At 41.2% G+C, this 22742-nt stretch carries 23 protein-coding genes and 1 tRNA gene; 1 reads left to right on the top strand and 23 read right to left on the bottom strand.

What is annotated here, in order from left to right; translation table 11 throughout:
- Position 1: 1 nt before the first annotated feature.
- From nagB to D6855_RS00505, 8 genes are all read right to left on the bottom strand, one after another.
- Positions 2-805, bottom strand: coding sequence for a glucosamine-6-phosphate deaminase (nagB, locus tag D6855_RS00540; protein ID WP_120736955.1), 804 nt, complete (start codon positions 803-805; stop codon positions 2-4).
- Positions 806-969: 164 nt separating this feature from the next.
- Positions 970-1042: transfer RNA gene (locus tag D6855_RS00535), tRNA-Thr, on the bottom strand.
- Between the two features lie 102 nt (positions 1043-1144).
- On the bottom strand, positions 1145-2056 hold the full coding sequence (locus D6855_RS00530; protein ID WP_158589432.1) for an SGNH/GDSL hydrolase family protein: 912 nt from the start codon (positions 2054-2056) through the stop codon (positions 1145-1147).
- 113 nt (positions 2057-2169) lie between these two features.
- Entirely contained in the window at positions 2170-2661 is a 492-nt protein-coding gene (locus tag D6855_RS00525; RefSeq protein WP_256372298.1) for a DUF4364 family protein, read from the bottom strand.
- Positions 2662-2704: 43 nt separating this feature from the next.
- Positions 2705-3859 (bottom strand): NAD(P)-dependent malic enzyme, encoded by a 1155-nt coding sequence (locus D6855_RS00520; RefSeq protein WP_120736949.1) that lies wholly within the window; start codon positions 3857-3859, stop codon positions 2705-2707.
- A gap of 17 nt (positions 3860-3876) precedes the next feature.
- Positions 3877-5694 (bottom strand): DUF5722 domain-containing protein, encoded by a 1818-nt coding sequence (locus tag D6855_RS00515; RefSeq protein WP_120736943.1) that lies wholly within the window; start codon positions 5692-5694, stop codon positions 3877-3879.
- On the bottom strand, positions 5687-7018 hold the full coding sequence (locus tag D6855_RS00510) for a replication-associated recombination protein A (protein WP_120736941.1): 1332 nt from the start codon (positions 7016-7018) through the stop codon (positions 5687-5689). Before D6855_RS00510 ends, D6855_RS00515 begins: the two co-directional genes overlap by 8 nt.
- A 21-nt stretch (positions 7019-7039) precedes the next feature.
- The gene (locus tag D6855_RS00505) at positions 7040-7909 is read right to left on the bottom strand and encodes a ComEC/Rec2 family competence protein (protein ID WP_158589431.1); all 870 of its coding nucleotides are present in this window, start codon (positions 7907-7909) and stop codon (positions 7040-7042) included.
- Between the two features lie 124 nt (positions 7910-8033).
- Between D6855_RS00505 and D6855_RS00500 the strand changes: the two genes are divergently transcribed.
- A complete protein-coding gene (locus tag D6855_RS00500; protein WP_120736937.1) occupies positions 8034-8465 on the top strand; it encodes a hypothetical protein in 432 nt (143 codons plus the stop codon).
- 78 nt (positions 8466-8543) lie between these two features.
- Here D6855_RS00500 and D6855_RS00495 read toward each other — a convergent pair whose 3' ends face one another.
- From D6855_RS00495 to D6855_RS00425, 15 genes are all read right to left on the bottom strand, one after another.
- Positions 8544-9983 (bottom strand): MATE family efflux transporter, encoded by a 1440-nt coding sequence (locus D6855_RS00495; protein ID WP_120736935.1) that lies wholly within the window; start codon positions 9981-9983, stop codon positions 8544-8546.
- 13 nt (positions 9984-9996) lie between these two features.
- Entirely contained in the window at positions 9997-10947 is a 951-nt protein-coding gene (locus tag D6855_RS00490; RefSeq protein WP_243111748.1) for a DMT family transporter, read from the bottom strand.
- Between the two features lie 29 nt (positions 10948-10976).
- Positions 10977-11633 carry a DNA/RNA nuclease SfsA gene (sfsA, locus tag D6855_RS00485; RefSeq protein WP_120736933.1) on the bottom strand — a complete coding sequence of 219 codons (657 nt, stop codon included), beginning with the start codon at positions 11631-11633 and terminating at the stop codon, positions 10977-10979.
- Complete coding sequence (locus D6855_RS00480) at positions 11630-12139, bottom strand: type 1 glutamine amidotransferase domain-containing protein (protein WP_120736931.1); 510 nt, start codon at positions 12137-12139, stop codon at positions 11630-11632. Before D6855_RS00480 ends, sfsA begins: the two co-directional genes overlap by 4 nt.
- A 14-nt stretch (positions 12140-12153) precedes the next feature.
- A complete protein-coding gene (locus D6855_RS00475; RefSeq protein ID WP_120736929.1) occupies positions 12154-12963 on the bottom strand; it encodes a hypothetical protein in 810 nt (269 codons plus the stop codon).
- On the bottom strand, positions 12960-13445 hold the full coding sequence (locus D6855_RS00470; protein WP_120736927.1) for an NUDIX hydrolase: 486 nt from the start codon (positions 13443-13445) through the stop codon (positions 12960-12962). The genes D6855_RS00475 and D6855_RS00470 overlap by 4 nt, the downstream gene beginning before the upstream one ends.
- A gap of 5 nt (positions 13446-13450) precedes the next feature.
- Positions 13451-13876, bottom strand: coding sequence for an HIT family protein (locus D6855_RS00465; RefSeq protein WP_120736925.1), 426 nt, complete (start codon positions 13874-13876; stop codon positions 13451-13453).
- A gap of 78 nt (positions 13877-13954) precedes the next feature.
- Complete coding sequence (locus D6855_RS00460; protein WP_120736923.1) at positions 13955-14881, bottom strand: hypothetical protein; 927 nt, start codon at positions 14879-14881, stop codon at positions 13955-13957.
- Positions 14882-14894: 13 nt separating this feature from the next.
- The gene (locus D6855_RS00455) at positions 14895-16328 is read right to left on the bottom strand and encodes a flippase (RefSeq protein ID WP_120736921.1); all 1434 of its coding nucleotides are present in this window, start codon (positions 16326-16328) and stop codon (positions 14895-14897) included.
- Positions 16315-17274, bottom strand: coding sequence for a glycosyltransferase (locus tag D6855_RS00450; RefSeq protein ID WP_158589430.1), 960 nt, complete (start codon positions 17272-17274; stop codon positions 16315-16317). The genes D6855_RS00455 and D6855_RS00450 overlap by 14 nt, the downstream gene beginning before the upstream one ends.
- 5 nt (positions 17275-17279) lie before the next feature.
- Positions 17280-18542 (bottom strand): O-antigen ligase family protein, encoded by a 1263-nt coding sequence (locus tag D6855_RS00445; protein ID WP_120736917.1) that lies wholly within the window; start codon positions 18540-18542, stop codon positions 17280-17282.
- A complete protein-coding gene (locus D6855_RS00440; RefSeq protein WP_158589429.1) occupies positions 18539-19531 on the bottom strand; it encodes a glycosyltransferase family 2 protein in 993 nt (330 codons plus the stop codon). Before D6855_RS00440 ends, D6855_RS00445 begins: the two co-directional genes overlap by 4 nt.
- 16 nt (positions 19532-19547) lie before the next feature.
- Complete coding sequence (locus D6855_RS00435; RefSeq protein ID WP_120736913.1) at positions 19548-20645, bottom strand: glycosyltransferase; 1098 nt, start codon at positions 20643-20645, stop codon at positions 19548-19550.
- Between the two features lie 9 nt (positions 20646-20654).
- Entirely contained in the window at positions 20655-21776 is a 1122-nt protein-coding gene (locus D6855_RS00430; RefSeq protein WP_120736911.1) for a glycosyltransferase family 4 protein, read from the bottom strand.
- Between the two features lie 169 nt (positions 21777-21945).
- Entirely contained in the window at positions 21946-22656 is a 711-nt protein-coding gene (locus D6855_RS00425; protein ID WP_120736909.1) for a sugar transferase, read from the bottom strand.
- Positions 22657-22742 lie beyond the last annotated feature (86 nt).

Here is a 22742-nt window from a genome sequence, read left to right as displayed (position 1 = left end):
GTTAAAGCCTCTCTTTCTTTTCTATATCAAGGAAGTACTTGTAAGTATTAACTGTAAGCTCTCCGCAGGCTGGCTCATCGCAGACGATGATTGCGCCGTTATGCATCTGAAGTGCGCTGCAGGTCCACTTTGAGGAAACAGGTCCCTCTACTGTAGCTGCAAGAGCTCTGGCCTTATTGTGGCCATTTATGAGGACAAGGACCTCTTTTGAATCAGTTACAGTTCCAACACCTACTGAAAGTGCCTGAGCTGGAACCTTCTCTGGGTCTCCTCCGAAAAATCTTGAGTTAACGATCCTTGTATCAGTTGTAAGGTCTCTTACTCCAGTTCTTGAAGCAAGACTTGTGAATGGCTCGTTAAATGCGATATGTCCGTCAACACCGATGCCTCCCATGAAAAGATCAATCCCCCCATAGGACTTAATTTTCTTTTCATAGTTCTCACACTCAGCAACCGGATCATCTGTCATTCCGTTTAATATATTGATGTTCTCTGGTTTCATATCTACCAGATGATCAAAGAAATTGTCGTGCATAAAGTACCAGTAAGACTGGTCATGTTCCCTTGGAAGTCCAAGGTACTCATCCATGTTGAATGTAACAACATTGGCAAAAGAAATCTCTCCTGCCTTGTTCATTCTAACAAGCTCTTTGTAAACCCCGATCGGACTTGATCCTGTAGGAAGTCCTAAAACAAAAGGACGATCCTTTTCTGCCCCATTGTTGTGCTCATTGATGCGCGCCTTGATGTAACCAGCAGCCCAGAGACACAACTTTTCATAGTTGTCCTGAATAACTACCCTCATACCATTCTCTCTTTCGTGCGGATAAACCGCTTTATTTGTGACGTGCACATGGAATAATTATATGGTTTAGGGCGTCTTTAGTCAAATAAATGAGGGTAGACATAAAATCACCTCAAAGCCAGATAGTCTCTGTCTTTGAGGCTTTTGAATAAGTGTTATATAAGAGCTGCTGACGAGAATCGAACTCGTGACCTCCGCACTACCAATGCGACGCACTACCGACTGTGCTACAACAGCTTGAACTGCCCTTGGCAGTCACGTTGATTATTATAGCAACGTGCTTTTGCTATGTCAATGATAAGATAATGTGCTATAAGATAACAAGCGTTACTATACTTGTTATGCCTGACTCAGAACTGAAATATAGTATGAATACAGGTTTCTATAGGTGTCTGCACTGTAATGCAAACCATCTGGTGCGCTAAATCCTGTCTGTGACAGGTATGAATAACCGTCGATCCAGATAACCCTTGGATCAAGCTCTGACTGAAGACGGGAATTAAACTGCTCAATCTGGGCATTGGTTACTGATGCGCCCTCGCCAACAGGAGTAACTGCTGCATAGTAAACGGTTATACCAGCCTCAGTCCATGCATCTACATTGCTGTTTACAAGCTTGATATACTTGCTGGCATTGCCAAGATCATTAACTCCAAAGTTGATGATAAGTGATGTGCCACTGCCTGCATAGTGAGGAATCTCAGAAAGAGCTGTGTTCTTGAACCAGTTGTATCCCTCGCCAATCTTGGCAATATATTCCTTATCTGTAGAACCCACAGCCATCTTCATCTGTACGGTTCTGGAGTCTCCTACAAATAACATCGGGATACTTGGAAGTTCTGTGACCATGAAGTCTCCGATAATAAAGGCTGTGGCGTCGTTATATGCCACCTCGTACCATCCATTATCAGTCTCACCCATTACTGTAGTCTCGGTACCCCACTTAAGCTTACCAATCTTGTCATAGTCTGTACCTGCTCCGGAACGGACATTGACTGTATCGCTGGTGTACATTGTTACTGGTGTCTCATATCTGGTTACAGTAAAAAGAGTCCTCTCAAGAAATGTAGTGTTCTCTTCATTAGATACTGTTACTGTCTCTGGTGTCTCGCCTTCAAGAGCAGAAACACATGCTACTGCTGCACTGTCAATGGTGCTGGCCATGGAATCAACTACCTCTTTGCTGGAAAGAGTTCCTGCCTCCATGTTCTCATAAGCGTTTCTGTCTCTTCCAGCTGCTGAAAATACCACAAAAGAAAAGACTGCTGCGAAAGCTGTAAGTAGTATTAAGTTGCTTTTATTTATGTGTTTTCGTTTCATCGTTTGAAGATTTTACATTAGCCGAAAGTATATGTCAAATCACGTTAATTTTCCATCAAACGGCTAAAAACATACTGATAAATATCCTGGCTGTTCTTCTGCCAGTTGTCTATCATCGCCTGTGCCATCTCCTCTGTCGGTACCGGGAGATTAATGTCCACTATGCTGCTGCCATTTTCCTTTACCATGAGCTGCACTGTGTACTCATTCTCTGCAGTCTTCTTGTAATCGCCAAGTACAGCGGACTCATTTCGAAGTTTCATGCTGTTGTCCTTAAGATACTCGTCGATTTCCTGCCTGATTGAAGGGTTTATTCTGTTTCCAAAAAACTCTAAGGTCTGGGCTCCTTCCTTTGTAATTTCAAGGTAGGTCCTGTTGGCCATGGTCTTTTCACTTATAAGGTCTGTGGAAGCCAGTTCACTAAAGGCTTCCTGCAAGGTCATGTAGTTCGTATACTCTTTTTCCAAAATGAAATCATAGATCTGAGACTTGGAAAGAGGTACCTCGCAGCGCTTAAGCATGTACAAGACCAGCATTTTATATAAGGTAAGATATTGCGAACTCAAAACTTATGCTCCATTATTCCTTCACATGTGCCTTAACAGCACTGCTTATTACATCTGCTACTCGTGGATCAAAAGCTGCAGGAAGGATGTTAACATCGCTGAGCTCCTCGTCAGGTACAAGACCTGCAAGAGCCTCTGCTGCTGCCAGCTTCATCTCCTCTGTTATCTGTTTTGCCCTTACTTCAAGAGCACCTCTGAATATTCCAGGGAAAACAAGTACATTGTTGACCTGATTTGGGAAGTCGCTTCTGCCGGTTCCGATAACTCTTACGCCTGCTTCCTTTGCAAGGTCTGGCATGATCTCTGGAACAGGGTTTGCCATAGCAAACATGATGGCATCCTTGTTCATTGCTGCCGCCATCTCTTTTGTCACGATACCAGGCGCTGAAACACCAACAAAGATGTCTGCTCCCTTGAGGGCATCTGCAAGAGTTCCTGAAAGCTGTTCAGGATTGGTGACTTCCATCATCTTCTCCTGCATCCAGTTAAGTCCCTCTGTGTTCTTATTAAGAATACCCACCTTATCGCAGAGAGTTACGTTCTTAAAGCCGTAGCTTAAAAGAAGTCTTGTAATGGCGATTCCTGCGCTTCCTGCGCCGTTTACGATAACCTTGCACTCCTCTTTCTTTTTACCGACAACCTTAAGGCCGTTTATTATTCCTGCAAGTACAACGATGGCTGTACCGTGCTGGTCGTCGTGAAATACAGGGATATCCAGCATCTCTTTTAACCTCTCCTCGATCTCAAAGCATCTTGGAGCTGAGATATCCTCGAGGTTGATGCCGCCAAAGCCGGGAGCCAGGTACTTAACAGCCTTGATGATCTCCTCTGTATCCTGGGTGTCCAGGCAGATCGGAATGGCGTTAACTCCGCCAAACTCCTTAAATAGAACAGCCTTACCCTCCATAACAGGCATAGCTGCGTGAGGTCCGATATTGCCAAGACCGAGAACAGCACTTCCGTCTGAAACAACGGCGATAGTGTTGGATTTGATGGTGTATTTATAGGCAAGGTCCTTGTCCTGTGCTATGAGCTTACAAGGCTCTGCAACACCAGGTGTATAGGCAAGTGCCAGGTCCTCTCTTGATTTAACCTCAGCCTTTGATCTGATCTCCAGCTTGCCCTGCCATTCTTCGTGAAGTTTAAGTGCTTTCTCTGCGTTTGTCATACCGCTCCTCCTATGGTTTAAAAGGTTTTACCTACTATATCATAAGCAAAAGATACCACTTCGTCTCGCTTGTCAGTATCTATATATTTAAATACGTTGTAGATCTGCTTTTTTCCGCCACCTGTGGTCTGAAGTCCAAGGGCAAGGCCCAGGGCCGCTATCTCATCAGAAGCATCTGTCTGCCTTGAGAGCATCAGTGCGTCAATATAGCCATTTTTCTCCATAATGGTGTAGGCGTAGGCGAAAGCTGCTGCCTGAAGAGCCTGTCCGGATGTTGATGAATAGCCTATCTCGCTGAGGATAATTGACCTTACGTTGCCCGACGTATCAAGCATGGCATCCCGCTTCATGTAGTTGGTCAAAACCTCGATGTTGTCCATTGTGATACATGGTGTTGTATCAGTGTGATTGACATACTTGGACGACTTCCAGAAAGCTGTATTTCCATTAGGGAAAGAGTATGGGTGGGCAGCAAGGCCCCAGTCGATGTTGCCATACTCTGACAGGGAAGCAGCAAAGATATCGAGGACATCCTTGGCGTCGTAGTCACCTGTCTTTTCCGTATTATATGTCCAGCGCTGGTCGATTGGAATATAGACCTGGGCAGCTGAATTCTGGCTCTTGATGGCGTTGTAGAACACCCTGAAAGCCCTGGTAAATGCAACGGTGTAGGTATTAACGTCCGTGTTGGACATGTAGTTGTACTCTCTTCTGGCATTGACCTCATTGGCGATGATCCACATGCTGACATTGCCGTGGCCTGAGCCTGAGTATCTGTTAGCCAGAAAGCTTCCGATTGCAGCAAGTGCCTTAACTCCGCGCTCATCTGCCGCATTGAACATGTAGTAGGGCGCTGTTGATCCGCTTCTTGCGCTTGGATGTGTTATCTCAGGATATGCTGATGTGCTGGCGTTATTTAAGATAATAGCCGCAACGTCAATGCCCATGTTGTTAAGGCGCTTAAAGAGCATGTCGTAGTCGTTGATAATGCGCTCATTGAAGTGATAGGTCACTCCGCCGTAGCTGTATGAAATACCTCCTGATGTGACCAGGATGTGATTAAGCGGAATATTATATGTGGCGTATTCGCAGCCAAGGTCCTGAAGTTCTCCGATACGAAGTGGATCCGGAAGAATACCCTTGATAGACTTGTGGCTCATGCCTCCATAGCTGTAGCCCGCACAGGCACCGGGATTAGTGATGTACTTGGCGTGGCTTATTGGAACGAACTTATCGTCCATCTTGACTGCCACCTGGAACTTGGAAAAGAGCCTTGTATTCTCCGCGCCTTTGTTGAGGTCCACAGAAAAAGATGTCTCATCATCCTTGTAGATCTTGGCGATAGGCTCTTTTGTCTCATCTAAAGACTCTTCGTAGGTAGCCTGTTCAAAAAGGTAGTAGTACTTATCGTCGCTCTTAGGGATTCCCTCTGAAGCTACAGAAACCTCAACCTTGCTGGATTCTACAATGTTGCAGCTGAGGATATTAACAAACTCAGCCCTGTTCTCATCAGTCATCTCAACTGTTGCTGGTCTTAAGGAAAGGGCCTTGGATACCTGTCTTCCGGCGCCAACGATATGATCGATGGTGGCAGCGTTTATAAATTCAGCGTTCCTCTCCTCTTCTTCCTGAAGCGAAGCCTCAAAAAGGGCCTGTTCCTGCAATCTCTCTTTCTCAGCAAGTTCAGCCTCGTCCTGTCTTCCTGATAAAAAGAGCCACAGACAAAGGCCAATTACCAGTGCAAGCAAAATGCCGCTTGCAGCGATGGACAGTATGACTGCTCTTCTATTTCTGCGGGCCTTGCGCCCGGTTCTTCTTCTCCTGGTATTACTCATCTTCTGCTCTTTCTTTTAACCACTTCATATGATCCCTTATCTTAAGCTCATAGCCATTACCTGTGGGGTTGTAGAACTCTTTTCCATTGAGCTCGTAAGGAAGATACTGCTGTTTCACATAGTGGTCCTTGTAATCATGGGCATACTTGTAGCCTATGCCGTGGCCGAGCTTGCCAGCGCTCTTATAGTGGGCATCCTGAAGATGGGCAGGAATCGGAAGGTTTCCTGTCTCCCTGACAGTCTGGATCGCCTCATCAACTGCAAGATATGCAGCATTGCTCTTAGGCGCTGTGGCTATATATGTAACTGCCTGTGCCAGTGTGATACGGGCTTCAGGCATACCTAGTCTCTCAACTGCAAGAGACGCCGCTACTGCCACCTGAAGGGCCTGTGGATCAGCATTGCCCACATCCTCAGAGGCGCAGACCATCATACGCCTTACGATGAACTTGGGGTCCTCGCCTGCATCAAGCATTCTTGCAAGGTAATAAACTGCTGCATCCGGGTCAGAACCGCGCATGCTCTTTATGAAAGCTGAAATGGTGTCGTAGTGGTTGTCGCCGTCCTTGTCATATCTGGCAACCTTCCTCTGGATACACTCCTCAGCCACATCTCTTGTTATGTGGATCAGGCCATCCTCTGACCTGTCTGTTGTCATAATGCCAAGCTCTATGGCGTTTAGGGCGTGCCTTGCATCGCCGTCTGCTATGTCAGCGAGGAAATCTGCAGCATCGTCCTCAAGCACAGCCTTGTAGGAGCCCATGCCCCGCTCTGTGTCTGTAACTGCACGGTGCAACAGCTCTTTTATATTGTCACTTGAAAGTGGTTTGAGTTCGAAGATGATGGACCTGGAAATAAGAGCCCCGTTGACCTCAAAATAAGGGTTCTCAGTGGTCGCGCCAATAAGCACCACTGTTCCATCCTCTACAAAGGGCAGAAGGTAGTCCTGCTGGCCCTTGTTGAACCTGTGGATCTCGTCTATAAAGAGGATGGTCTTCTTGCCATACATGCCAAGATTGTCCTTGGCCTTTCCTACCACCTCTTCCATGTCCTTTTTGCCAGCGATTGTGGCGTTGATCTGGGTAAACTCAGCCTTGGTGGTATTAGCGATAACCTTGGCAAGGGTAGTCTTACCAGTTCCTGGAGGGCCATAGAGAATTATGGAGTTTAATTTGTCTGCGGAAATTGCACGATAAAGAAGCTTGTCCTTACCAATGATGTGCTGTTGTCCAACTACCTCATCGAGGGTCCTTGGGCGCATCCTGGCGGCAAGCGGAGATTCTTTTTCCATATTGTTCTCGCGCATATACTGAAATAAGTCCATAACACATCAATATTACTAGATTCACTGCTGAAAGTCCACTTTATTTGCGGTGATCGAAATTGTGATAGCTCCGTCTTTGGTAAAGTATGTTGCAGCTCCGATAGAATCAAGGGCGTCAAGCACTTCCTGGTCTCCCGGGTCAGCTTTGCTGGAGGTTATGACCGCATACTCAGGGTTCACGTACTCTATAAAGGCCCTGGAGTTGTCGTTAAAGCGGCCGTGGTGTGGGACCTTTAAAATCGTGCAGCCTCTTATTTCATCGATGCTCATGAGCTCTGACAGTCGCTCGTACTCTGCATCCCCGGCAAAGAGCATGGAATTTTCGCCAAAAGTCACCTTGATTGCAAGAGATGAGTTGTTGCTCTCCTTTTCAAGATAGGTCCTGGCCTTCGGTGGATATATGGTAAAAGAGATCCCATCTGCCTCGTAGCTTATCGTCTCAGTTACCTCTGTTTCCTCCATACCTGCAGCTTTTAGGGCATTCAGGTATTCTGTGATATCGTCGGATTCCTTGGAATGATAGGTTGTATAAACTGTGCCAACTTCATAGTTCTCTAAAACATGGTCAGCTCCGCCCACATGATCCTTATCAAAGTGGGTCAGGATCATCTCATCTATCCTGGTTATGCCCTGCTCATCAAGAAACTTTACAAGCTTCTCGCCCTTCTTATCAAGGCCGGTGTCAATGATGGTGACGTGGTTGTCTGAGATAAGGACAAAGGCATCCGCAGCGCCAGCCTTAAGGCATGTCACAGTAAGGGATGCATCGGTGGCTGAAGTGCTGGATTCCTGCTTGGGCGCAGTGCTTGCGCTTCCGCAGGCTGTAAGCAGCAGCACAGCCATAAGTATCAGCGCCTGTATTTTATATTTTCCGGATAAGACTCTTTTCATGCTAAGTCTCCTCTTTAGCCTTTTTGACATGATTCTTTTACAGCATTATAATTCATAAGGTTATTGTATATCCAATACTTTAAACCAAACTAAAAAATAGAAGATTTACGAAAGGATCATCACCGTGAAAGCTTTCAGATCATTTACGATAACACTTGTTATAATTCTCGTAATAGGCGGAATCTTCCTGTTTGCGCAGAAATCCATAAAGAAAGATGTTGAGTCCTCAGCAGAGACAATCGAGGCCAACAACGAAGAAAAAACGTCTACTGCCAATCCAATTAAAAAGGCCATCGTCAGCGAGGCCATGGATCAGTACATCGAAAAATCTGACGGCAAGGTAAAAGAGATCGCAGAATCAATGTCAGAAGAAGACAAGGATACAGTTTCAGAGATCATCGCCAACAACGTGGAGCTTGAGGATATTCCAGAAGTTCAGTCTTACATTTCAAGCGGCGACACAGCAGGACTTATGGAATACGCTCAGGATAACCTCTCCTCAGAGGAGCAGGCTGAGCTTGCAGAGATCATGCTAAAGTATGCACTGACTCCATGATAGTAGTTCTAAAGCGTATATTTTGCTAATGCAAAGCTCCCGCAATGTAATATCGAACACGTAAAAAGGCTGCCTTTATCAGGCAGCCTTTACTATATTCCTAACCCAGACTCCGCTCTTTACCAGGCAGAATCCGATAATGCTCTTCAGCAGCTCAATAAGTGACACTGTCATAAATACGTACAGCGCTGGAAGCGCGGTAAATCTTGAAAGTATGAACGCTGTTGGCACTGAAACCACCCAGGCAAAGCAGCTGTCAAACAGGAATGTAACTGCTGTCTTACCACCGGAACGCATGGTGAAATAAGAAACATTGGCATAAGCGTGAATTGGCATGCAAGCAGCAAGTACCCAGATGCACTGTGTTGCCAGATGCTTGATCTCATCACTTGTATTGTAGATCTGAGGGATGATAGGCGCTGCAAGTGCCAGAAGTGATCCCATTACAAATGTACTCATTATGCTAAGAGCCGCCATTCTCCAGGCGCTTCTTCTGGCATTTATAAGTCTGTCAGCTCCAAGCTCCTGTCCAACAATAATTCCCGTGGAATTACCTATTGATAAGAAGACTTCGTTGAATATCTGCGACACTGTTCCGCAGATATTCATGGCTGCAATGATGGCAATTCCCCTTACAGAGTAGGCCTGTAAAAGGCTTGCCTGAGCAAGGCTCCACAAAAACTCGTTGACAAGAAGAGGTAGTGACTTAGTAAGTATCGGTACTACCAGGTTTCCAGGTATCATAAAGTGACTGTACAGCCCCTTAAAGAATCCATACTGTGTACCAGGCCTGTGAGCACCATAAACTACGATAATCAGCTCAGTGAACCTTGAAATAACTGTAGCAAGGGCCGCTCCTAAAACTCCCATCTTGGGAAGTCCAAAAAGTCCAAAGATGAGAAGCGCATTCAATATGAAGTTGATCACCATAGCTGTCATACTGGCTATCATTGGAAGAGTTGTCTTGCCAGACTCTCTCATGGCACTGGCATAGACCTGGGTAAGGCTAAAGGGCGCAAGGCCTACGATCATGATACCCAGATATCCAACTGCATACCCAAGAGTCTCTACTCTGTCGGCACTTGGTGTGTCTGCAGATATGTATAAAGAGATAATGTCAGGTCCCAGGTAATGGAGAATAAAGGCAGCCACCGTAAATATGGTAATGGCTGTAAGGAGCTTGAACCTTATGGAGTACCTTACTCCGTCCATATCTCCTTTCCCAAAGAACTGGGTGCTGTATATTCCGGCTCCAGCCAGGGATCCCCAGATACACAGATAAAAGATGAACAGGATCTGATTGACGATGGCAACCGCCGACATGGGCAGCGTTCCCACCTGTCCAACCATGATATTGTCCAAAAGACCAACGATGTTACTAAGGGTATTCTGCACGATCATTGGCACAACAACAGTGGCGACGCGGCGGTAGAACTTCGCATCACCAAATAAACACTCCCTTAGCGTCAGTTTGTACTTTATCGCTTCCTCTCTGTTTCCAGTTTCATATGTTTGCATATTTCTATTCTCATTATGTCTTTTTCAAATTGATGTTAACGATTACTATTCCTGCACTTACAAGGAGCAGTGCCAGGAAACTGCTTGGGGAAAATGCCTGTGAATACTCTCCAAGGAAAAGAGCTGACAGCACCACGCCCATTATCGGATTGATAAATCCAAGTATTGATACTCTGCTGACCGGATTGTACTTAAGAAGCACGCCCCACATGGTATATGCACCAGCAGAGATAAATCCCATATAAAGAAGATTCAAAGCGCAACCTGTGCTATAGAACACAAGGCTTCCGCCCATAAGCTTTCCCACGATGAAAAGAGCTATTCCGCCAACAAAGAACTGATATCCACTGAGGATAACAGGGTTCTCATCCCTGGAAAATATCTTTATAAGGCATCCGGATGCTGCATAAAATGTGGCAGCAACCAGCATAGCTCCCTCTCCTGCAAAGGTAATGGGTTCTCCCGCAAGAAGAGATGAACCACCTCCAAATACAATTATAATACCCAGGAATCCTATGATACATCCAAGTATCTTTTTAAGTGTCATCTTCTCAAGTCTGAAGATGTATACAGCAAACAAAACTGCCAGGAAGTTACCTGACGCATTTATAAGGGATCCCCTGACGCCGCTGGTATTTGCCAGTGACATGAAAAAGAAATAGTACTGTCCGATAGTCTGAACCAGCGCCAGAATAGCGATGCTCTTTAATGAAGAAGCCTTGGGGATCAGGACTTTTCTTACCAGTAAGGAGCCAAAAAGAATTGTCATAACACCCGCTATTGTAAATCTCGCCCCAGCAAGCATCAGCCTTGAAGCCGTGTCATCGGCCGGAATCTTAAAGAGCTCATAGGCAATTTTGATGGCTGGAGATGCTGAACCCCATAAAACGCAGCAGAACACTGCAGTCAGTATTGTAACAGGCAAAAAAGCCCAGATAGATGAATCTTTTTCTCTCTTAAACAAAACTTATCCTCTACAATCTATTCAAAAATTTAGTCCGCAACGATATTAAGGCTATCCTTTGTCACCTTACATTTCAAGAAGACAATTTTAACACCAGCTTTTTTTGCCTTATTAAATGCCCGGGTAAATTCAGGATCGGTTTCTTCATTGGGTCTTACTTCCGATATACCCTCTCCTTGAATAACAAATGCTATCGATGTGTTAAATCCAGATTTAACAGCCGCAGCAAGTTCTCTTAAATGCTTAGCGCCACGCTCAGTTGGAGCGTCAGGAAAATACCCTATTCCGTCCCTAAAAAGAGTGCACCCTTTAACTTCCATAAGGAACTTTTCATCGCCTTTTTCCATGTAAAAATCTATTCTGGAATCGCCATATTTATGCTCAGGTTTTACCAGGTCATAGTGGTTTTGAGCCAAAAGCCACTCCTTAACAACTACGTTTGGCGCCTGGGAGTCGATGTTGATGATCCTTCCCTCATTTTCTACTGCCACCAGGTCGTATGGCGTCTTCCTCTCAGGGTTCTGGGCCTTATCAAGGAAAACTGTGCATCCGGGAATCAAAAGTTCCCTGCATCTTCCTGTGTTTTTCACATGAACAACAAGTTCATTGCCATCTAGTAAAACTCTGGCAATGAACCTGTTTGGTCTTGCTATAAACTTAGCTTCTACTATATTCTGATACTTCATCCTCTGCCCTTTAGGAAATCTACAAGCGCCTTGTTGTACTGTGGGATATCCGGTGGTCTTCTGGCTGAAATGATGTTTCTATCAACAACTACTGCCTCGTCAAGCCAGGTAGCACCTGCGTTTTTCATATCATCTTTAATTCCGGGAGTACTGGTGACTTTCCTGCCTTTAAGAACGTCAGCTGAGATGAGAACCCACCCTGCATGACAGATCTCGCCGATGAGCTTTCCTTCATCGTTCATGCTCTTTACTATCTCCAGTACCTTAGGGAAACGACGGAGCTTATCAGGTGCCCATCCTCCAGGTACCAAAACGCCATCATAGTCCTTTGGATCCACTTCATCAAAGGTCAGGGTAGCTTCGCAGTGAACGCCATATTTTCCGGTGTATTCACCCTTCTTTTCAGCTACCATGTCCACAGTAATACCTTCTTCTCTAAGGCGCATCACAGGACACCAAAGCTCCAGGTCCTCAAAATCGCCACTTACCAGCTGTATAACCTTCATGGACACCTCCTATCTTAATTGTCACCCAGGATATCGCCAATATCCAGGTCCTTACCAGTTCTTGACTTGTAGAACTCCTCCATGGTCATGCCCTGATCCTCGGGATCAAAATCCACATCCTTGGCATGGTTTTTCAGATCATCGTCATCCCTTATAAAAACATATGCCATGTTGTGGATCTGCCATTCGTAGGCCATGTCTTCTGCCGTGCGGAAGCTTACCATATCTTTTCCGTGGACAGGGTGTTCATCAATGAGAGCCTGACAGATAATGATCTGGTCAGTTTCGCTTAATATCTTGTATGAATTCTTGATCTTCCAGTTATCTGTAGTGTAAATGGCAGTATATTCCTGGCCGTCATACTTAAAGCTGTAATTCTTGCCCTTGCCATCAGTGTTTGTAAGCTCTATGTCTTCGGCTGATGAGAGGATTCCTCCCTCACTATCTTCCGCAGCAGATAGCGCCTGCGATGCCACATCTGAAACAGCCTGAGAAGCCGCATCAGTAACTGCCTTGGATGTTGCATCTGAAAGAGCCTTGGACGCAGCGTCCTTCACAGAGTCTGTTACAGCTCCTGCTGCCTGTTTGCCAGCTTCTCTTACCGTCTCCTTGACGCTTTCAGTAACTTCTTCGTTAATGCTGTCCTTTACATTGTCCTTGATCTCGCTTAGAGCTCCGCTTTCATTGGCAAGTTCGCCAACAGCGTCAACAACGCCGCTAACCAGCTCATTAGCCTCATCAAGGCCTTCATTATAATCATTTAAACTGCAGCCTGACATGACAAACGCCATAGCCAAAGCTGCGATAACTACTCTCTTTTTCATAACTTTTTTCCGTTTAATACCGCCTCTGTCAGGTTATCCTCCATGTCATAGTGAAGTTTCATGAAAAAGAAATCCTGGCTCCGATCAAGTTCCTTGAAGAATAACTTGTCCCCTTCCCAGATATTGAGGGATGGAACCTTCTCTTTTGCCACCCATTCATAGACGCCTTCACTGCAGGGAATCGGCTCCCCTTCCGGGGCCTTGGCTGTAAAGAGACTCATGAGCTCATAGTCGCCTCTGTCAGAAATAAAGGTGATAACAGCCCTGTAGCGGATCTCTTCCATAGGGATATCATATCCGGTCTCCTCGAGGATCTCTCTTTTTATGCACTCCTCAGGACTCTCACCCTCTTCAAAGTGACCGCCAACGCCAATCCACTTGTCCTTGTTTATGTCATTTTTCTTGGAAACCCTGTGCATCATAAGGTAAGAGTCGCCTCTCTCCAGGTAACACAGGGTTGTCAGATTTTCAGGTCTTGGCATGTAAATTACTCCAGGTTGTCCTTGATCTTCTGGATCAGCTCATCGTACTCAGCATCTGAAAGGAAGACCTTTTGAGGATTCATCTCGAAGACTCCGCCCCACTCAAAGCCGTCCTTGTACTTGGGAACCAGGTGCATGTGAAGGTGACAACCAGTGTCTCCGTATGCTCCATAGTTTACCTTGTCAGGATTAAATGCCTTGTGGATAGCCTTTGCAGCCCTGTTAACATCTGCAAAGAACGCATTCCTCTCCGCATCAGATATATCAACGATCTCACTGATGTGATCCTTGTAAGCTACAATACATCTGCCCTTGTGGCTCTGCTCCTTGAAAAGGATCAGCTGACTCACCTCCAGGTCACAGATCTTGATGCCGAACTTTGCAAGAGGCTCTCCTCCTACGCAGTATCCACAGTTGTTGTCGATTGCCATTACTCTTTCCTCCAATTTTTCGAAACGTTCTATTTTTCCTTGCCTATCAATTATAGCGTTTTCATTGGCTTTTTCCTATTATTCATTCCATTTTGATAGTTTTACTGGATGATAATAGATTACATTCTTATCCCAATCATCAGTCATTTTCTTTACACTAAAAGAATACTTCTCTTGCAGGCTGTCTATTTCAGATGTTTTCCACATTTCTATGCCTTTTTTCCCAGAATTTGCTTCTGTTACTAAGTCAGCACAGCAAAGTGCCATCGCAGTTGGTATCGCTACTTCAGCAAAAAGTCCCATCGCAGAAAAGACGCCAAGCATTCTTGCCACCATGGCGAAGTCCTTGCCATTTATTACAATAAAATCACTATATATTTTAAATAGTGGGTAAGGAAGTCTTGTACCTTTGTTAGCAATAATACAAGAACACATATCCTTTATTCTTAGGATACTTCCCAAAGGATTACCTTCAAAAATACTTCTCAAAATCAACCTTCCAGACATATATTCATCAGAATACCCATATTTTTCACGACATATTTTATAAGCCTCTTCTCGCTTAGGGATTTCTCTTTCGAATTCAGTTCCACTATATAATGTAAAAGGCTCTAAAACATATTTTCTAAGGCGTTTAGGTTTCAGTCCTTTGGATTGATTTAATGGACATATTTTTTTAATATATGAACTATTTGCACCTAGTCCCAAATACTTCGCCAAATTTTGCCCTGTAATATCAGGATTCAGCATAAGATCATCAGCTATCACGCAATAATACTTATATTTGAAATCTTTAATGTATTTTGCTCCTTGTGCTATATATCCGCCAAAACAATACGATGACTCATATATCGGGATAATATGTAATCCATCAATATCAGGGCCATCATAAAATGGAATAAGCACAAAGATATCAGAAAATCTAGTAGAATATAATTCTCTTATCTTTGATAAATTAGAATCAAATCTGTGATTAAAAATCACTATCAGGCATGCCTGGTCCATATATTAAACTCTTTCATTTATCCAATGTTTTTTGTTTTGAAATAACCTTCTCATAACAGTACAAAACAATTCCACATAATACTACTGATGCAAAAAAGCTAAACATAATATCATAAATTGCAGGCAGTCTCATTCTTTCGAAATAACCACAAACAACATATGTTATCCCACCACAAACAGCAGCTAACACCATGATCGTTTTATCAATCTTTACATAAAGCTCATCAGAATTAATCAGACAAATCAGTAAAACAACAATTTCTGAAACTACGGTAGATATAGCAGCTCCTAATATCCCTAAATGGGGTATAAGAACAAGATTCAGACCAACGTTAGCAATTACAGATAAAAACGTTGCGTTAGCAAAACTACGTTCTTTCTTGGAAGGAACCAAAACCAAATGCGCATAGTAACAAGCAAATACCGCAAAAACAAGTGCTCCTGCAAGCACCTGTAGTGATTGTCCGCTAGAGCCATATTCTTCTCCACATAAAATCCTTATAATCGCATCCGCTTTTAAAACGACTCCAACTGCCAAAGGAATTATTACAACAAAAAGACCATTTTTAATTCTCTTTAAAATAGCCTTAACTTCATCAAATTTATTTTCCTGAACGTTCTTTGATATCCTCGGAATAGCAACTTGCATTGCGGCATTTACCAATGCCTTAACCAACAGATATACTTTGGATGATATAGAATAAATGCCTAATGCTTCATCACTTACCATAAAACCTAAAATAGTTATATCTGAATTTATATATATCTTTGACGCTATTGAAATAGAAAAAAGAATGAATATTGGTTTTAGGTGCTTTCTAATTCCCTTTAGAGGCACCTTAACAATCCTGGTATACTTCCTGATATACAACACATTAATTAAATATCCACCCGAATTTGTCAAAACCATTAAAACAGCAAAAATGTAGTAATCCGTAGGATTTTTCACAAGAACCAGCATCAATCCCAATGAAATAATATGAATTATGATATATCTAAGCGTAATGTAGAAATAATCCTCATAAACTACATTGATCCAATCTCGACCAATCACATTAGCAAATATACCAATTGCCAAAATGCAAATAATAATCCAATCGTCTTTAATCCTTGGAACCAGAATTGTGATACAAAAAAGAAAAATTATTGAAACTAAAAAAGCCAAGCCATTAATAATTAACATCTCTGATGCAAATCTATCAATCGCTATCTTGTCGTCTCTCATTCCAGACGCTTCCCTAATGGCATATGTAGATACACCCAGCATTGCCAAAACTGTAAAAAAACTCACAACTGAATCAGCAAAGCTGTATCTACCAAAAAAATCCACCCCGATAGTTCTAGTAATATAGGGATATACAATAAGAGGAAACAGTACGGCACATGCCTGTCTGATAACATTAAGAACCGCATTAATTTTTAATGATTTTCGTCTAATCAATTCCATTTTTCCGATAATTTGCTATATACTGAAGTATCTGCTTGTCACTATTATTTTGCTGTTTAAGTTTACAAATATGTCTATTATGTTCCTGGGAATATAGTTTTTTTAACGAATTACCCCCACCCCCATTATGTAAAACCTTTATTTCAGGGTAATATAGCATTTTCAAGTTTTCTTGCGCGCACTGATTATAAAGAAGCCATTCCTCCTCGTATAAAAATGTTACTTCCAATAATCCATTGAACGTATTGTGGTATATTGGAGACAAAACAAAAACGCTTCCGTGTAAAGCTGTATTCTGGCATATATTCTTCTCTGCTTCTTTTCTCCGTTCTGATATTTTCCTTTTTTCCTTGTATTCAACGCTAATTGATTCATAAATCAATCGTATCATTTCTAAAAAAAGATCCCACAAAGAATCCAAATATATATATGCAAGTAAAAGACGTATTTTTCGAATTAGCAATTTCCGTTTTGTTTTTTTGTACTTTTCATCTAATGTCAAAGTTTCGACTAAATAAGGATTTTTTTCATTGCTTTCATCATTTAAATTATCAATATACGGACCTAATACAGCAAATTTGTAATGCTCATATGCCCATTCAATTTTTGAAAGGTAATTCTTAGTTTTTAATTCAATATCACTATTGGAGATAATGATAAAATCACATTTTAATTCATTTTTAGCGTAAGCCAGCCCAATATTCATCCCCTTAGAAAAGCCAACATTCTCGTGGTTTTCTATAACATGTGCATTTTTATTATCTGAATACTTTTGCGCTAATTTCCTTCCAGACAAATCAGGAGATCCGTTGTCCACAATCACAACATTTATATTCTTTTCTGCATTGTTAATATAGCTCTCTACACAATTACAAGTAATTTCATAAGTACAATAATTTAATATAACAACTCCGAAAGAATAACCCATTTCGCCTTTGGTATCCATATGCATCATCTCACAAATCTCACTTTTGCAGTATGCTTTACCATTTCACCCTGCCCAAGCAAAAAAACGCTTAAACACACAGTCGTAGTAAACCAAGAATACATTTCATAAAAAAATCCAGAAACAAATAAAGAAATCACAGCCAATGCACACATTTCAGTCATTTTCGACTTGGTTTTTATCATATTTTGAACGGATAAAAGTAGAATTGATAGCTGTAAAAATAAGCCCACAATTCCATAGTTTAACAGAACTGTAACATATGTATTATCAACAGCTCTATTCCAACCTCTTATTGGATGAGCTCGAAGGTAATTTATAGCATAGTTTGCGCCATTTCCAAACATTCTGTTAAGCGGCTTAGCTTTCCCAAATATGCTTGTTCCTATGCGTATCATCATCATTCTGTTGTAGTTACCTTCATTATTCTTATTCAATCCTGCAATCAAACGCGACGAAACAGTATTAAATAGCATCTCGAACCAGTCACTACACAATAATGCCAAGAGAATAAGGAAAACTACTGCTACCATCCATCTAAAGATAAAACTTCTATCTATTTCTTTTTTACCTTTTGCTTGTCGTACTAGAAAATATAAGAAAGTAACTACAGCAAAAGATATCCAACTACTCCTTGATTTTGTTTCAATCAGGCACACCACAGTCACACCTTGTGCAAAACGCTGCAGCCATCTATTATTTATGGGGATATATAGCAATAGTATCCATGTAATAATCATAAACACTGCACATATTACAGGATGCAAAAATACAGTTCGGACTCGCCATTGATCTGTCCCCATATTTTGCAGAAAGTACCTGTGGGTAGGAACCATAATATACTTAGCTATCCAACTAGTCTTATATGTGTATTCAAAACAACCAATTAGTGCATTTGCTACCCCAAAATTTCTAAGCAATCGGTAGATCTTTTCTTTAGAAGTATCTGTAAGCAAAACCAAAAGTAAAACAGCAACTCCAAATTCAGAATATATAATTATTTTCGACTCGCCTTCGATAGCTCCTGTCAGGTAAAAAGACTCAATTTCTCTAACCAAAATAAACGTTATGTATAAAATGAATGCCGGCCCAATTTCCCAATGAGCACGCCCCCTTATAATAAGTGCTACACAAAAAAAGATAATTTCAGCAGAAAAAATATAATCCCCAACATCTCCTGTTCTTTGATATCTGCAAAGAATTATCCAAAAGCAAAATAATATAAATATACACAACTGTCCCAAAGACTTATCGAAAGATAATCTCATCTATAATTCCTTCTTTGTTTAAAAGAAAAAAGCTTTCTGTAAAAATAACAGAAACAATTAGAAGTCCATAATTCAATCATCATTTTGATTATCATCAAAAAACAATAGAACTTCTTTACATCACGATATTTCCAACCATTCACCTCTAGTTTCAATCTACTGAATTCACTCACAAGTAAATGAGCAGTTTCTTTCCGCTCTTTTTTTTCAATAATCAGCGGCACTTTAATCAATTGCCAAAACAGATGATAATATTCAACATATTTTAGCCTTTCATATCGCTGCATATGATCCTGATTCTTGCTTGCATAGTTTTCGACATCCCTAAAAGCATCAATTATCCCGGCTATTTTTCCTGTATAAGTTCTAGAAATGCCTCCTTCCATTTGAATACCAGAACTGACACAGTCTGGAATAGTAAATATACTTTCACATGCCAAAACACATTTTAAATGAAAGCTTAAATCCTGACCTATAGATAGATCAGAATACTCAATATCATTTTTATCCAACAGTTTCTTCCTATATACTTTTGTAGGTGGAGTCGCTGCCAAGCAGCAAAACTCACAGCAATCATCGCCATAATACTTATGTTTAGTCAATACATTCCTTTGTATTTTGCGGCTACCACCTTCATACTCAATATACATATTTCCAAGCACTATATCAGTCTTATCTTTTACATAAGACATCAATGTTTTTATACTACCTTCCAGCAGATAATCTCCCGCATCCAAAAATAGCACATACTCGCCAGAACACATTCTCAGTCCTGTGTTTCTCGCAGATGGGGCACCTTGATTACATTGAAACGCATATATTATTTTTCCATCATACTTTTTGATATACTGATCTAGTCCATCTGTTGAACCGTCATCAACTACAATAACTTCCAAAGATGGATAGTCTTGTGATAAACAGCTTTCAATAGTCAAATCAATATACTTTTTCCTGTTATATACAGGAATAATAATACTTACTTTTTCCAACACCGCCCCCAACAGCTTACCCAAGCTCGTTCAAATACAGATTCTGTAGTTCTCTTGCAATAACACGTATATCATATTGCTGTAATCTTATATCACAATTATCCCTAGCCATCATTGCCTTCTCATAAACAGCCTCACTCCATAGCTTAATATCGCTTTTCAGATCCAGATACACCACTTTGCCCGTTAAGTTAGTTTCCTTATCGATTCTATCTGATACCACGCACCACATGCCGGATGCTTGCGCTTCTAATAGGGTCATTGGGAACCCTTCATACAAAGAAGTCAAGACAAAAACATCCATAAGCTGATAATACTTTTCAATTTCTTCTTGATTATTCAGAATAATAACACTGTCATCTAACCCATATTTGCTAATATGCCTGATAAGATTCTCTTTTTCCTTTCCTTCTCCAATAATCAATAAAACTGTATTATGATACTTTTTATGAACTTCAGCGAACACCTCAATCAAGAAAGCCTGGTTCTTTACTTTCTCCAATCTTCCCACATGCCCTATGACAATTCTATTTTGAAGTATATATCTTTGCTTTAATTCATCTCTTATTTTTTCATTGTATGCAAATTTACTAATGTCAATTGCGTTATTTATCACACTAAAGTTCGTTTTATTTCCATACTGCCATTTCCCGGCTGCATAAGAGCACGCCAAACGTATCTTCGAATACTTTTCAAAAAGATATCTGGAATATGGATTTATCATGCAATATATTACGTCTTTCCAATTACTTATACTTTTTTTGTTCGTATGCGAATGAGCAACTGTTTTTTGTACATTTGCCTTAACAGCTGCGCGAACAGCAAAAGCACCAATATTATTATTATGGCTATGTACTATCGATATTTCCGGATGATCTTTTAACAAGCTGATAAGTCTTTTTTCGAATATCATTCCGTTATAGATTTTAAAATGAGGAAGATAATAAATATTTCCTCCCAGTCTTTTTATTTCTTCTTCAAAAAAACCGCCTTTATGTTGAACTGCAAAATCAAACTGAACAAGGCTTCTGTCTATCTCCCTGTATATATTCATCACATATGATTCTGCACCACCCATATTCAGATTCTGTAAAACTTGAAGAACTCTGATCACTTTATTCTCCTACTGTTGAACAGCCATACCTATGACTTTGAGATATTCATTGATAACCTTATTGCGATCAAATGATTTCTCAACAAGCTTCCTTCCTTCTCTGCCCATGGCAATCTTCTGTTCCCTATCAATATCTATAAATCGTTTTATTGCCTTTATCAATTCATGGGAATCTCTTGTGGGTATAACAAATCCATTTTTACCAGCATCAACAACTTCTTTACAGCCTGATTTTTCGGTTGTTATAATAGCTCTTCCGCAAGACGACGCCTCTAATAGAACATTAGAAATTCCTTCATTGTAATATGAAGGATGTACAATACAGTCAGAATCTTTTATTACACATCTCACATCGGAAATCTGTCCCAAGTAGTGAACATTTCCCTCTTTTTCCAACTGCTGCAATCTTTCCTCATAACATTCTTCACAGTCGCCACATATCACAAATTCAATATTTGGATAATCTTTGAAATAACTTGCTGCTTGTAGGAATTCTTCAATCCCTTTTTCTTTCATCACTCTCGACATGTAAAGAAATCGAACAACGTCCCCATCATGATATGGTTGAAGGTAATACTCCTCTGTATTTACTCCTGATCCAGGCAAGACTTTAACATTTCTATGATTTATGTTCTCATTGAAATATTCATGATCGTGTTCATTCTGAAAAAATGTATAAAAAGAAGAATTCATAACTACCAAATACATTTTCTTCAAAACCCAGGCAATAATACGATTCCTGTTGAAGGCAGATCCAAGCCCTGTCACATTAATTATGTAGGGTGTTCTATGTAAATGGGACAGCAACCCGCCATATAGATTAGGCTTAATTGTATATAAAAGCACCATTTGGGGACATATAGCTTTTATCAATTTGTTTACTTGAACAATATATTTAATCTCGTTTATTACATTCATCGATCTTCGAGACATTGATAGCTCAATAAAATGGCAGCCATATTCCTTTGCTGTTTCTTCACCTCGTTCCTGTTCATCATGCTCACCATTAGGAAATGCAGTCCATACCTCATATCCCTCTTTTATCAACCGTTGTATCAACTCTTTTCTAAACCTAAATACAGAATAATAACAATTACCTATCAAAAGGATCCTGGTTGATTCTTTGCACAAAACATATCCCCCACTTAATAATCAATACTTACTCCATCTTACTTAAACTCTATACATTATTATATTCTATATCTAGTATTTTGTCATAGAAAAAAGCGTAGATTTTGTGGTAATCTACGCTCTTCAATAATTGCATTAAGTATCAAATGGTTCAATCTAATAACCCAATTTAGTACGCTCCGTCTTTACCAAACACTGCAGGGATTGTTCTAAAGATAAGCTCAATATCCTTGAAGATTCCCATATCCTCAATATACTGAAGATCCAGTTCAACCCAACGATCCCACTTGATCTTAGCTCTACCGCAAACCTGCCAATAGCAGGTAAGTCCTGGCTTAACGATAAGACGCTGTTTCTCGTAAGCATTGCACTCCTCCATCTGGTGATAAAGGATTGGTCTTGGACCAACGATACTCATATCACCTTTGATGATGTTAAGGAGCTGTGGAAGCTCATCGATGGAATATCTTCTAATGAATCGTCCAACATGTGTTACTCTTGGATCGTTCTTGATCTTAAATGCGTGTCCTGTCTGCTCGTTCTGAGACTGCATGCGCTCAAACTGAGCTTCCGCGTTTCTATACATGCTCCTGAACTTATAGATCTTGAAGCTCTGCATATTCTGTCCAGCTCTTTGCTGGGTGAAAAATACAGGACCGCCATCCTCAAGAACAATTGCAAGCGCGGTTATAAGAAAAATAGGAGACAGCAAAACAAGAGCTATAGATGCAACTACAGCATCAAAAGCTCTTTTAACCCATTTATAGATATTGGGCTTATGATCATATATTTCCTGATAATTCAGTTCGATGATTTTTTTACCCGGAGTACTGGTGGTATTATGCAGTGCCTCATAACGAAGCGCTGATGTTTTTGCCATATCATAACCCCCTCGTAGGTTGTGATCATCCTGAATGACTTTATTGGCATCCATGCCTATCTGATATATCGGCAATTTTGAGGAAA

Source organism: Butyrivibrio sp. CB08, from assembly GCF_003625485.1.
GTDB lineage: Bacteria > Bacillota > Clostridia > Lachnospirales > Lachnospiraceae > Butyrivibrio.
Note: the sequence above shows the minus strand (reverse complement) of the source record. Positions and strands in the feature narration are given on the sequence as shown.